Genomic DNA, 11,801 nt, shown 5'->3' on the forward strand with positions numbered 1-11,801 from the left:
GCCCCCTCCACCACTTCGTGGTCCCCCTCCCCATGAAATGGGGAGGAAAGCGAGATCAGCCCGGCTTGAACACGCCGCGCAGCCCGACCACGGGGGCGAAGGCGCTGTCCAGCCCCACGACGGTTTCCGCGCTGCCCAGCACCAGGGCGCCGTGCGGCTCGGTCGCATTGGCGATCTGGCTGAGGGCGGCGCGCTTATGCTCGCGGTCGAAATAGATCAGCACATTGCGGCAGAAGACCAGGTCGAAGCGGCCCAGACCCGCCGTCCCGGCCAGCAGGTTGTGCGGCGCGAACCGGACCATGGACCGCACCTGCGGCGACAGCAGCCAGTTGTCGCCCGCCCGTGTGAACCAGCGCGCCAGCCGCGCCTCGGTCAGGCCGCGCCTGACCTCGAAGTCGCTGTAGAGGCCGGTGCGGGCGCGTTCCAGAATGGGCAGGGACATATCGGTGGCCAGGATGTCGATGCGCCAGCCGGGCATCCGGTGCTGTTCCTCCATCAACAGCATGGCCAGCGAATAGGGCTCCTGTCCGCTGGAACAGGCGGCGCTCCAGATGCGCAAGGATCGGCTCTGCGTCCGCGCCGCGATCAGGTCGGGCAAGAGGGTATCGCGCAACTGTTCGAAGGGCGTCGTGTCCCGGAAAAAGAAGGACTCGTGCGTCGCCATGGCGTCGATGCAGCGCTGGGCCAGCGGCCCCGAAGGCTCGGCGCCGACCTTGGCCAGCAACTGATCCAACCCCAGGAAGCCGTCCTTGCGCGCCAGCGGCTCCAGCCGGCTTTTCAGCAGGTAGTCCTTGTCCGCCGTCAGCACGAGGCCGGAACGGTCCAGCACCAGCTTGCGAAAACCCTCATAGGCGACGGTCATGCGCAGGCCCTCCGAACCCAGGGCGCAATCTGGGGCAGGGGCAGGACCGCCTCGGCCAGTCCGGTGCGCGCGGCGGCGCCCGGCATGCCCCAGACCACGCTGGTCGCCTCGTTCTGCACCACGAAACGCCCGCCGGCCTCGGCCACGGCGCGGCAGCCCTCGGCGCCGTCCACGCCCATGCCGGTCAGGATGACCGCCAGCACGCCGGGGCCATAGACCGCCGCCGCCGACCTCAGCATGGGATCGACCGAGGGGCGGCAGAAGTGCTCGGGCGGCTCCTGATTCAGGCGGATGACCGGCACCTTGCCGCTGCGGCCCACCGTCATGTGCCAGCCGCCGGGCGCGACATAGATGCGGCCGGGCAGGATGGGCTCGCCGTCGCGCGCCTCGGCCGCCGGGCGCTCGCCGGTTCGCTCCAGCTGTTCGGCCAGCATGGCGGTGAAGGTCGGCGGCATGTGCTGGGTCAGCAGGACCGCCTGTTCCAGCTCGCCCTTCAGGTCGGCGAACAGGGTCATCAGGGCGGGCGGCGCGCCGGTCGATCCGCCGATGGCCAGGACCTGGGGCCGCACGGGCGGCGACAGGGGAGCGAGGCGAACGACAGGGGTTGCGGGCGTTGGCGCTGTCGCGGTCGGCGCGGCGCCCCGCCGCCCCAGAGCCTTCACCTTGGCCGTCAGTTCGCGGGCGAATTCGTCGGCCCCGACCGGGCCCCCGGTCTCGGGCTTGGGCACATAGTCGGCGGCGCCGGCCTGTAGGGCTTGCAGGCTGATGCGGGCGTTTCGCCTTGTCAGGGTCGAGGCCATGATGACCTTCACCTCGGGGTGTTTCTTCAGGATCAGGGGCAGGGCGGTCAGGCCGTCCATGACCGGCATCTCGATGTCCAGAACCACGATGTCGACCGGCGTCCGGTCCAGCTCTGACAGGGCCGCCTCGCCGTTGGCGGCGCGCGCCACCACACCGATCGCCGGGTCGCGCTCCAGGGTCTGCACGATCAGGCCGCGCACGATGGCGCTGTCGTCCACGACCATGACGCGAATGCGGGAATCTCGAACGGGCGGCGGCGCGGCTTCCAGCAAGGCGGTCATCCTCTGGGTTGAGTGTCGAATGTAACTCATAGTTGTAAACAAGCCGTCGCCGTGACGCGCGGGGCTGCGGGGCCTATAGAGGCCGCTTCTTTTTGCACCGCCGCCCGCCGGGACACTCTCCGTGACGCCTGAAACCCCTTCGCCCATCTGCGTCGCCGCCCTCTATCGCTTCGCGCCGATTGCGGATCGAGAGGCCGTGCAGGCGCGGCTGCTGGACCTGTGCGGGACCGAGGTGCGCGGCACGCTTCTGGTGGCGCACGAGGGACTGAACGGCACTATCGCCGGGTCGGACGTCGCCGTCGCCCGCGTGGTGGACGGCATCCGCGCCCTGCCGGGCTTCGAGCGGCTGGAGCTGAAATACTCGACCGCCGAGGTCATGCCGTTTCACCGCATGAAGGTGCGGCTGAAGGCCGAGATCGTCACCATGGGCGTGACCGACATCGACCCGGTCGAGGGCGTCGGCGCCTATGTCTCGCCCCAGGACTGGAACGCCCTGATCGCCGATCCCGACACCATCGTGATCGACACCCGCAACGACTACGAGGTCGAAGTCGGGACGTTCGAGGGCGCGATCCAGCCCCATACGCGGACCTTCCGCGAGTTTCCCGACTGGTTCAGGACGGAGGGCCGCGCCCTGCTGGACCGGCCCAACCCGCCCAAGGTCGCCATGTACTGCACCGGCGGCATCCGCTGCGAAAAGGCCACGGCCTTCCTCAAGGCCGAGGGCGTCGAGAAGGTCTTCCATCTGGAAGGCGGCATCCTGAAATACCTCGAAACCATTCCCGAGCCGGAAAGCCTGTGGCGCGGCGACTGCTTCGTCTTCGACGAGCGGGTCGCGGTCGGGCATGGGCTGAAAGAGGGCGACCACAGCCTGTGTCGCGGCTGTCGCATGCCGGTCAGCCCCGAGGCCCGCCTGTCGCCCCTCTATGTCGAGGGCGTCTGCTGCGACCGCTGCCACGATGCGCGCACGGACGAGCAGCGCGAGGGCTATGCCGAGCGGCAGAAGCAGATGGAGATCGCCGCCCGGCTCGGCATCGAGCACGTCGGGGCGGGGCCGAAATAGACCTGCCCTCTCCTGGTGGGAGAGGGAGGCTCGCGGCTGGACGACGCCCATGCCATGCTCGCGCCCTGCCTGACCGGAGCCCGCCCATGTCGTCCTTCCGTCCCGTCGCCGATCTGGACACCCATGAGGTGACGAACCAGCCGCCGCCGCTGGAGGACCTCAACCTGTTCACCGGCGACCGGGCATTGGCTGACGCCGCGCGCCGAGCGGGCGGCCGGCAGCACGAGGCCCGGCTGACCGCCCTGGGCGCTCGATGTGGTTCAGCCGAAGTCATCGACTGGGGCGTGCGGGCCAACCGCGTGCCGCCCGTGCTGGAGACCCACGACCGCTACGGCCGCCGTATCGACGAGGTGACCTTTCATCCGGCCTATCACGAGTTGATGTCATTGGGACTGGAGGCGGGGCTGGCCTCCGCCGCCTGGGACGGCATGGAGAACGGCCACGTCCTGCACGCCGCCATCCTGTTCCTGACGGGGCAGGCGGATTCGGGGACCAGCTGTCCCATGACCATGACCTACGCCTCGGTTCCCGCCCTGGCGGTCGAGCCGGCCGTCGGCGCGCCGTGGATCGAGAAGATCAGGGGCGGGCGCTACGACCCCGCCGTCCGCCCCGCGCCGGACAAGGCGGGCGTGACCATCGGCATGGCCATGACCGAGAAACAGGGCGGGTCCGACGTGCGCGCCAACGCCACCCGCGCCGAGCCGACGGGCGAGGACGGCTGGTATCGGCTGACGGGGCACAAGTGGTTCTGTTCGGCCCCCATGTCCGACGCCTTCCTGACCCTGGCCCAGGCGCCGGGCGGCCTGACCTGTTTCCTGCTGCCGCGCTGGCTGCCCGACGGGACGCGCAACGGGGGCTTCCGCGTCATGCGGCTGAAGGACAAGATGGGCGACCGCTCCAACGCCTCGTCCGAGGTCGAGTACCACGGCGCCCTGGCCCAGAGGATCGGCGAGGAGGGGCGCGGCGTCGCCGCCATCATCCGCATGGTGCAGCACACGCGGCTGGACTGCGTCGTCGGTTCGGCCCAGCAGATGCGCGGGGCCTTGTCGCAAGCCGTCTGGCACGCCCAGCACCGCACAGCCTTCCAGCGGCGGCTGATCGACCAGCCGATGATGGCCGCTGTTCTGGCCGATCTGGCGATCGAGAGCGAGGCGGCTACCGCTCTGTCGATGCGGTTGGCGCAGACGTTCGATCAGGAGGATTCGCTGGGACGCCTGCTGACGCCGATCGCCAAATACTGGGTCTGCAAGCGCGCGCCAGGCATGGTCTATGAGGCGATGGAAGCCCTTGGCGGCGCGGGCTATGTCGAAACCGGCCCCATGCCGCGCCTGTTCCGCCAGTCGCCGCTGAACGCCATATGGGAGGGGTCGGGCAATGTGATCGCCCTCGACGTCTTGCGGGCGGTCGACCGCGAGCCCGAGGCGGTCGCGGCCTTGCAGGGCTTTCTTGAAACGGCGCGAGGCCGCGATGTCGTCTATGACGCCTGGCTGGACAGGCTGGACTTCGCGCCCGTCTCCGAAGCCAAAACCCGCCTTGTGGTCGAGCGTCTGGCGCTGGCGGCGCAGGCGGCGGTGCTTCTGACGAACGAAAGCCCCGTCGCCGGGGCCTTTTGTCGTCTGCGTCTTCTGCCTCGTGGCGCGGCCTACGGCGCGTTCGAGGCGAAGATTGATGCGGCCGGAATCCTGGAAAGGGCCTTGCCCGCCTGAAACAACAGGCGGCGGCTCGCGAGCGCGCGAACCGCCGCCGCCGACTAGTTGAGGACGACGATCGCCACGCGGCGATTCTGGGCGCGACCTTCGCGGGTGTTGTTCGGCGCCACCGGCTTGGTTTCACCATAGGAGATGGTGGCCATGCGGTTCAGGGCGATGCCCTGATCGCTGAGATAGCGGCGGACCGCCTCGGCGCGCGACTGGCCGAGTTGTTCGTTGGCGCGGGTGTCGCCCGACGAGTCCGTGTGGCCCTGGATTTCCAGATAGACGTTGCGGTTCTCGGCCTTGAGGCGCTGAACCAGTTCCGCCAGGCGCTGTTCGGCTTCCGGCGACAGGGCGTCGCGGTTGACCGGGAACTTCACCGAGTCGTCCGACAGCACCACTTCGTACAGGAACTTGCCTTCGGCCAGCTTGTGCGCGGCGTTGGCCCGTTGCAGCGCTTCGCCGGCGGTGCCTTCAACCTGGGTCAGATGGGCGTCGACCTGGGTGACGCGCTCATCGACGACAGCAACATTGTCACGCACGAAGCGATGGCTCGCACACCCGCTCGCGGTCAGTCCGACCAGCACTACTACTGCACTGGCGGCGACCGCCTTAGATGTCAGTTTGATCAAGTTGAGTCTCCTTCGTGCCGGTGCGCTACTCCGGGGATTGCGCGGCGCTGCACCCGCAGATGCAGGGAACGGCGAAGCGAAGACGCGTAACGAAGAGGATGGTTTCAGCTTAACCATACAAAAATTTTAGAAATCGATGGTTTTGTTAAGTAAGGCTTATTTGGGGCGCGCCGCCATCATGCTGCCGCGGATGGCGGGTTACGAAAGGCGCGCCTCCTGATCCTGAGGTCGCGCGTCGGGATATTCATGTTGTCCAATCTGACCTTGTTCGGGACTGATCTGACGGAACACGCTGCTTGAACGGACCGGAGCACGAGCGGCGACGCGCGCGGCTGCGAAGGCTGACGATCGTCGCCAGCGTCGGCGCGCATCTGCTGGTGCTGGCCGCCATTCTTCTGGCTCCGGTCAAGACGCCGGTGTTTCCGCCCGAGTATGAACCGATCGAAGTCATGCTGATCGACCCGCCGCCGCCCGCGCCGGTCCCCGCGCCTTCGCCGGACGAGGGCGGCGGGGGATCGCCTGCGCCGGCCCCGACGCCGGCCCCTGCGCCCGCACCGACGCCGACGCCGGAGAAGACGCCGGCCAAGGCCCCGCGGGCGGCGCCGACGCGGCCCTCGCCTCGACCCAGCCGACCGGCCCCGCGCTCTCCCACGGTGGCGCCCGTGCCGATCACGGCTCCTGCGCCCAGCGTCTCCTACGTCTTCATGGGCGACTCCGCCCTGGCCGGCGCCATGACGGCGGGCGGAGGGGCGGGGAACGGCGCGGGTTCCGGCAGCGGCAGCGGAACGGGCGACGGCAGCGGATCCGGCAGCGGTTCGGGATCCGGCTCGGGCGCCGGCGGGTCCTGCGACATGGTGCGCCGGTTGCAGAACGCCCTGCGCGACGCGCCCGGCGTCCGCTCCGCCCTGACGGAGGCCTATCGCAACTCGGGCGCCAACGGCCGCGCCATTCTGATCTGGGACGGCGACTGGGTGTTGAGCCCCGGCCAGGAGGGCAAGGGGCTGGCGGGCGTGCGTCAGGCCGTGGCCGTCACGGTCGGCTTCTCGCCGCGCGCCTGCAAGGCCGAGACGGTGCGCGGCTATGTGGTGCTGACCCTTGGCGATCAGGCGGGGGCGCCGCGCCTGGCCTTGGGGACCGGCCAGTGGCGCTGGGCCGACCTGCTCAACTAGGAAAGGCCGAGCGGACCGTAGAGCCAGGTCATCCAGATGCCGATCGACAGGAAGACGCCGAACGGCAGACGGTCGGTCCCCGAGACCCGGCGTCGCGCGATCAGCATGGCCAGGACCAGACTGAGACCCGCCGCCGAGGCCCACAGCAGGACGCTGGGCAGACCCGTCCAGCCCACCCAGGCCCCGCCCGCCCCGAGCAGGAAGGGATCGCCCCCGCCCAGACCCTCGCGCCCGCGCGCGAGCTTGTAGAGCCAGGCCAGCATCCACAGGGCCCCGAAGCCGACGGCTGATCCGATCAGCGGCGGGATCAGGCCCGAGGGGAGGGCGGCGCTCAGGCCGCCGGGATAGAGCAGCACCGCTGTCAGCAGGCCGCTGAGGAACAGGGGCAGGGTCAGTTGGTCGGGCAGCCAGAAATGCTCGGCGTCGACCAGGGCGATGATCAGCAGGTTCCAGCCCAGCACCCCGGTCATCAGCGCCATGGTGAAGTCGGCGGAATGCAAACCCGCCCAGACGCCGATCAGGCCCGAGCCGAGCTCGATCAGGGGATAGCGGACCGGAATCGTCGCGCCGCAATCGGAACAGCGTCCCCGCGAGAGCGCCCAGCTGAGCACGGGGATCATCCGCCAGGGCTTCAGCGTCTTGCCGCAGCCGCCACAGCGTGAGCGACCGAACACCACGTCATCGCCGCGCGGCAGACGCAGGCTGACCAGGCCCAGGAAGCTGCCGACGATCAGGCCGAGGCCTCCCAGAAAGGCGGCGTAGATCACCATGCGCGCCTCCCCCGACGTCCGTTCCTCCTTCTGCACTAGCGGGCTCAGGCGATTTGGGGGAGGTGAAATCGAAGATTGAGGATCGACGGAATGTGAAATGCGCGCCGTATCGGGACGGCTTTTCACGCAAGCGGCGCCACAGCTTCATGGAACGGCGTCTGATCTGTCTTGGTTCGGCGGCGGCGGTGTCACATCCGGCTTCTAGGGGAAGGACCGGGCAGGCGGGCGCCGATCATCCAGTTTCGGACAATCCGTCCGGACGTCCTCCTGCATGTCTCATTTGATCAGACACGGTGGACGATGACCGCTCTCAAGACGAAAACCCTGCTCGCGGTCGCCGCCAGCGCCTTGGCCCTGGCGGCTTGCGGCGGCGACGGCACCTCTGAACTTCAGAACCCCGGCGACACCGGCTCCAACCCCGGCACGGGCGGCGGCGGCAATAACGGCGGCGGCAACGGCGGCGGTTCGACCGGCGCCTGCCCGACCCACCCGAACGTGACCAAGGTCACGGTGGGCACCGAGGAGCACTGCCGCATCTCGGGCGAGATCACCACCAACCTGACCCTGACGGCCGGTCCGGCCTATCAGCTGATCGACAACGTCAAGGTCGGCAAGGACGTCGGCTTCAACGGCCAGGCGGCCGGCGGCGTTTCAGCGGTCCTGTCGATCGATCCGGGCGTGCGCATCTATGGCGGCACCCGCATCGCCCAGCTGTCGATCCAGCGCGGTTCGCGCATCAACGCCCAGGGCACGGCCGCTCAGCCCATCGTCCTGAGCAGCGCCGACGCCATGGGTTACGCCACGACCCTGGGTCTGGCCAACGCCCGTTCGCCCCTGGCCGCCGGCGTCCGCGACGACCCCTATTCGGGCGAGTGGGGCGGCCTGCAGATCCTGGGCCGCGGCGTGATCAACAACTGCCCGGCGGCGCCGGCCGTCTGTGAAGCCGAAGCCGAAGGCGGCTCGGGCAAGTACGGCGGCAACGTGCCGAACGACAACTCCGGCACGCTGAAGTACGTCCGCGTCGAGTACGCCGGCGTCCGCTTCTCGGAAACCAACGAACTGAACTCGATCGCCTTCTGGGGCGTCGGTTCGGGCACGACCGTCGACTACATCCAGGCCCACAACGGCGGCGACGACACGGTCGAGTTCTTCGGCGGTTCGGTCAACGCCAAGCACCTGGTGCTGACGGGCGCCGACGACGACAGCTTCGACTGGACCTTCGGCTGGACCGGCAAGGTGCAGCACGTGGTCATCGCCCAGAACCCGCTGCAGGCCGCCGGCGACGCCGGTTACGAGGCCGACAACAACGAACTCGGCTTCGACATCCTGCCGCGTTCGGCCCCGACCATCTCGAACGTGACCCTGGTGGGCAACACCACGGCCGGCGCCGGTCTGCGTCTGCGTCGCGGCACCGCCGGCAAGCTCTACAACCATGTCGTGTCGGGTAACTTCCAGCGCGGCCTGCGCATCGACGACGCCCCCACCTTCGCCCAGGCGGACGCGGGCAATCTGTCGCTGCGCTCCTTCTACATCTCCACGGCCACGCCCTTCCACAACGCCCAGGCCCAGGCCGTCTTCGCCAAGGACGCCAACAATCGCACGGGCGCCTCGACCCTGTCCGCCAACACGGCGGGCGGCAAGGCCTACATCAACGGCGTCAACGAGAACGGCGTGACCTCGGTCGATCCGCGCACGATCGACGCCTTCTTCGACGCCGCCCCCTACGCCGGCGCTGTTCGCGATCCAGCCTCCAACTGGACGCTGAACTGGACGCGCTGGCTGAACGACTAAGGGTCTCTCGACCCTTGAGCGGCGGGCGGCTGAAAGGCCGTCCGCCGTCTCGCCTTTCCTCCTTCTCTCCGGCGCTCGCACCGAAGGACTTCTTGAGATGACGCCTACCCGCACGATCGGCCTCGCCGGCCTGCTCGCCAGCACCGTCCTGACCGCCCCCGCCCTGGCCTGGGCCCAGGACGCCGCGCCTTCGACCCCCGCGCCGCAAGACCCCGCCGTCTCGACGGTCGAGGACATCGTCGTGCGCGGCCGTTTCGTGCCGGACGTGAAGCGCGAGACCTCGGCGGTCGCCAACATCCTGACCGAGGAAGACATCAAGCGCTCGGGCGACTCGGAGATCGGCGAGGCCCTGGCCCGCGTCACCGGCCTGTCCATCGTCGGCGACGGCTATGTCTATGTGCGCGGCCTCGGCGATCGCTATTCCAGCATCATCCTGGACGGTTCGACCCTGCCCAGCCCCGAGCCGCTGAAGCGGGTCGTGCCCCTGGACCTGTTCCCGACCTCCCTGGTCTCGAACGCCCAGATCCAGAAGACCTATTCGGCCCAGTATCCGGGCGAGTTCGGCGGCGGTCTGATCGCCCTGTCGACGCGCGCCATTCCCAACGAACGCTTCCTGTCCTTCGGCGCCTCCATCGCCGCCGAGACGGAAACGACCGGCAAGGAGGGGCTCTACTGGGATGCCGGCGGCAAGCTGTCGAACATCGGCATCGCCGACAACAGTCTGAACCTGCCCAAGTTCATCGGCATCGACCCGTCGCTGAAATCCTTCGCCAATGACCCGGTCATGTTGCAGGCCGCAGGCCGCTCGCTGCGCAACATCTGGTCGATCGACGGCGACAAGAACCTGCCGGACTTCGGCTTCAACATCTCGGGCGCCGAGATCGTCGACCTTTCGAACGGCGTCCGTCTGGGCGGCTTCGTCGCCCTCGACTACGATTATCAGGTCCGCAACCGCGAGGGCGTGCGCAACTCCTTCGAGGTCAACGGCGGCGTCAACGACCAGATCAGCCCCGAGGCCTGCGCTGGCGCGGGCGGCCTGTCGAACGCTGTGAACTGCGGCTTCCAGCGCACGGAGCAGGAATACGCCCTGAACGCCCTGGGCGCCTTCGGCATCGAGTTCAACGAGAACCATGAGCTGAAGCTGACCACCCTGCTGCTGCGCAAGACGCGGCAGCAGGCCCTGATCGAGCGCGGCCTGTTCTCGGCCGACCCCGGCCTGATCCGCAGCTTCCAGCGTCTGAACTGGATCGAGCAGCAGATGAACTCGAACCAGCTTTCGGGTCGTCACGTCTTCCAGCTGCCGATGGCGCTGGACCGGCTGCAGATCGACTGGCGCGCGGCCTATTCGACCGCCTCGCGCGACACGCCCTATCGTCGTGAATATTCCTATCGTCTGGAGCCGGACAACGTCTTCCGCCTGACGCCGGGGTCGGATTCCAACCGCACCTTCTTCAGCGCCCTGGAAGACGAGAACATCGAGTTCGGTCTCGACTTCACCCTGAACGGCATGATCGCCGACCGCGAGATCACCCTGAAGGCCGGCGGCCTGCATCAGGAGCGCGAGCGCGACTTCGCCAGCCGCCGCTACTCCTTCCAGCCGGCGGCCGGCGTGATCATCACGCCTGATCTGCGCAGCTACGTGCCGGAGATCATCTTCAGCCCCGACAACATCGGCGGCGACGCGGGCTACACCCTGCGCGACGTCACCGATCCGTCGGACTTCTTCGACGCCACGATGGAGGTCAATGCGGCCTACGCCTCGGCCGAAGTCGAGCTGATCCGGGACCTGCGCGTCACCGCCGGCGTTCGCTACGAGGATTCCGAGCAGCAGGTGAACAGCTTCATTCCCCTGGGCGAGACCGGCGCGGGCGATCCTATCGCCGCCAACCTGGCCCAGGACTTCTGGCTGCCGACGGCGACGGCGACCTGGGAGTTCTTCGACAACATGCAGCTGCGCTTCGGCTATTCGAAGACGATCAACCGTCCCGATCTGCGCGAACTGTCGAACGCCCTCTTCCTCGACGACGATTCCAACACTCTGGAACGCGGCAATCCGAACCTGAAGATCGCCGAGATCCAGAACTACGACCTGCGCTGGGAATGGTATTTCGGCCAGCGTCAGTCGGCCACCATCGGTCTGTTCTACAAGTCCTTCGACAACCCGATCGAGCGCACCTATCAGCCGATCGGCGAAGGCTTCGGCCGGTCCTTCCAGAACGCCGAGGAAGCCACGCTGAAGGGCGTCGAGGCCGAGATCGACTACACCCTGCCGATGGACGTCTGGGCCCCGAACCTGGGCTGGTTCCAGGATAACGAGGTCTTCGTCGTGGCCAACGTCACCTGGTCGGACTCCGAGGTAAAGGACGCGTCCTACACCCGCGCCCTGCAAGGTCAGTCGGAATGGCTGGGCAATCTGCAGCTTGGGTTCGAGAACACGACCGCCCGTCGTCGCGCCACCCTGCTGGTCAACTATCAGGGCGAGCGGATTTCAGACGCCGGCATCATCACCGGAACCACCCGTCTGCCGGACGTGGTCGAGACGCCGCCGATCATGCTGGATCTGGTCGCCAGCCAGACCTTCACCGTCGGCGGCCGCGACTATGACGTCGGCGGCAAGATCGAGAACATCCTGGGCGAGGAATACGAGCGCAGCCAGTCCTTCGCCAGCGGCGGCAAGGGCGTGGTCGAGGCCTACAAGCTGGGCACGACCTTCTCGCTCAACCTTTCGACCACCTTCTGAT

9 protein-coding genes are annotated in these 11,801 nt (G+C 68.2%); 5 read left to right on the plus strand and 4 right to left on the minus strand.

All coding sequences use genetic code 11. From position 1 onward, the window contains the following. Positions 1 to 55: 55 nt before the first annotated feature. Both ACOZBP_RS12285 and ACOZBP_RS12290 read right to left on the minus strand, forming a co-directional pair. Positions 56 to 862 carry a CheR family methyltransferase gene (locus ACOZBP_RS12285; protein WP_422676722.1) on the minus strand — a complete coding sequence of 269 codons (807 nt, stop codon included), beginning with the start codon at positions 860 to 862 and terminating at the stop codon, positions 56 to 58. Next, a complete protein-coding gene (locus tag ACOZBP_RS12290; RefSeq protein ID WP_422676723.1) occupies positions 859 to 1,944 on the minus strand; it encodes a protein-glutamate methylesterase/protein-glutamine glutaminase in 1,086 nt (361 codons plus the stop codon). Before ACOZBP_RS12290 ends, ACOZBP_RS12285 begins: the two co-directional genes overlap by 4 nt. Before the next feature lie 121 nt (positions 1,945 to 2,065). On the opposite strand from ACOZBP_RS12290, the gene ACOZBP_RS12295 reads away from it, so the two are divergent. Then, a complete protein-coding gene (locus tag ACOZBP_RS12295) occupies positions 2,066 to 3,007 on the plus strand; it encodes a rhodanese-related sulfurtransferase (protein WP_422676724.1) in 942 nt (313 codons plus the stop codon). An 86-nt stretch (positions 3,008 to 3,093) separates the two neighbouring features. Beyond that, positions 3,094 to 4,713: an acyl-CoA dehydrogenase family protein gene (locus ACOZBP_RS12300; protein WP_422676725.1), complete on the plus strand. Its 1,620-nt coding sequence runs from the start codon at positions 3,094 to 3,096 to the stop codon at positions 4,711 to 4,713. 44 nt (positions 4,714 to 4,757) lie between these two features. On the opposite strand, the gene ACOZBP_RS12305 is transcribed toward ACOZBP_RS12300, so the two are convergent. Then, positions 4,758 to 5,330, minus strand: coding sequence for an OmpA family protein (locus ACOZBP_RS12305; protein ID WP_422676726.1), 573 nt, complete (start codon positions 5,328 to 5,330; stop codon positions 4,758 to 4,760). A 296-nt stretch (positions 5,331 to 5,626) separates the two neighbouring features. Here ACOZBP_RS12305 and ACOZBP_RS12310 point away from each other — a divergent pair, with 296 nt between their 5' ends. Then, on the plus strand, positions 5,627 to 6,499 hold the full coding sequence (locus ACOZBP_RS12310; protein WP_422676727.1) for a hypothetical protein: 873 nt from the start codon (positions 5,627 to 5,629) through the stop codon (positions 6,497 to 6,499). Here ACOZBP_RS12310 and ACOZBP_RS12315 read toward each other — a convergent pair. Next, the gene (locus ACOZBP_RS12315) at positions 6,496 to 7,269 is read right to left on the minus strand and encodes a prepilin peptidase (protein ID WP_422676728.1); all 774 of its coding nucleotides are present in this window, start codon (positions 7,267 to 7,269) and stop codon (positions 6,496 to 6,498) included. The two genes, ACOZBP_RS12310 and ACOZBP_RS12315, sit on opposite strands and share 4 nt — an antisense overlap. Positions 7,270 to 7,569: 300 nt before the next feature. On the opposite strand from ACOZBP_RS12315, the gene ACOZBP_RS12320 reads away from it, so the two are divergent. Both ACOZBP_RS12320 and ACOZBP_RS12325 read left to right on the plus strand, forming a co-directional pair. Further along, a complete protein-coding gene (locus tag ACOZBP_RS12320) occupies positions 7,570 to 9,060 on the plus strand; it encodes a hypothetical protein (protein WP_422676729.1) in 1,491 nt (496 codons plus the stop codon). Positions 9,061 to 9,157: 97 nt separating this feature from the next. After that, positions 9,158 to 11,800, plus strand: coding sequence for a TonB-dependent receptor domain-containing protein (locus ACOZBP_RS12325; protein ID WP_422676730.1), 2,643 nt, complete (start codon positions 9,158 to 9,160; stop codon positions 11,798 to 11,800). Position 11,801: the final 1 nt, after the last annotated feature.

Origin of the sequence: Brevundimonas sp. NPDC058933 (assembly GCF_049315965.1) — a bacterium.
In the GTDB taxonomy this organism is placed as follows: Bacteria; Pseudomonadota; Alphaproteobacteria; order Caulobacterales; family Caulobacteraceae; genus Brevundimonas.

Bases quoted from the DNA above. Each gene is read 5' to 3' on its own strand.
- ACOZBP_RS12285 (WP_422676722.1), bottom strand. From the start codon at position 862: ATGACCGTCGCCTATGAGGGTTTTCGCAAGCTGGTGCTGGACCGTTCC.
- ACOZBP_RS12290 (WP_422676723.1), bottom strand. From the start codon at position 1,944: ATGACCGCCTTGCTGGAAGCCGCGCCGCCGCCCGTTCGAGATTCCCGC.
- ACOZBP_RS12300 (WP_422676725.1), top strand. From the start codon at position 3,094: ATGTCGTCCTTCCGTCCCGTCGCCGATCTGGACACCCATGAGGTGACG.
- ACOZBP_RS12315 (WP_422676728.1), bottom strand. From the start codon at position 7,269: ATGGTGATCTACGCCGCCTTTCTGGGAGGCCTCGGCCTGATCGTCGGC.
- ACOZBP_RS12320 (WP_422676729.1), top strand. From the start codon at position 7,570: ATGACCGCTCTCAAGACGAAAACCCTGCTCGCGGTCGCCGCCAGCGCC.
- ACOZBP_RS12325 (WP_422676730.1), top strand. From the start codon at position 9,158: ATGACGCCTACCCGCACGATCGGCCTCGCCGGCCTGCTCGCCAGCACC.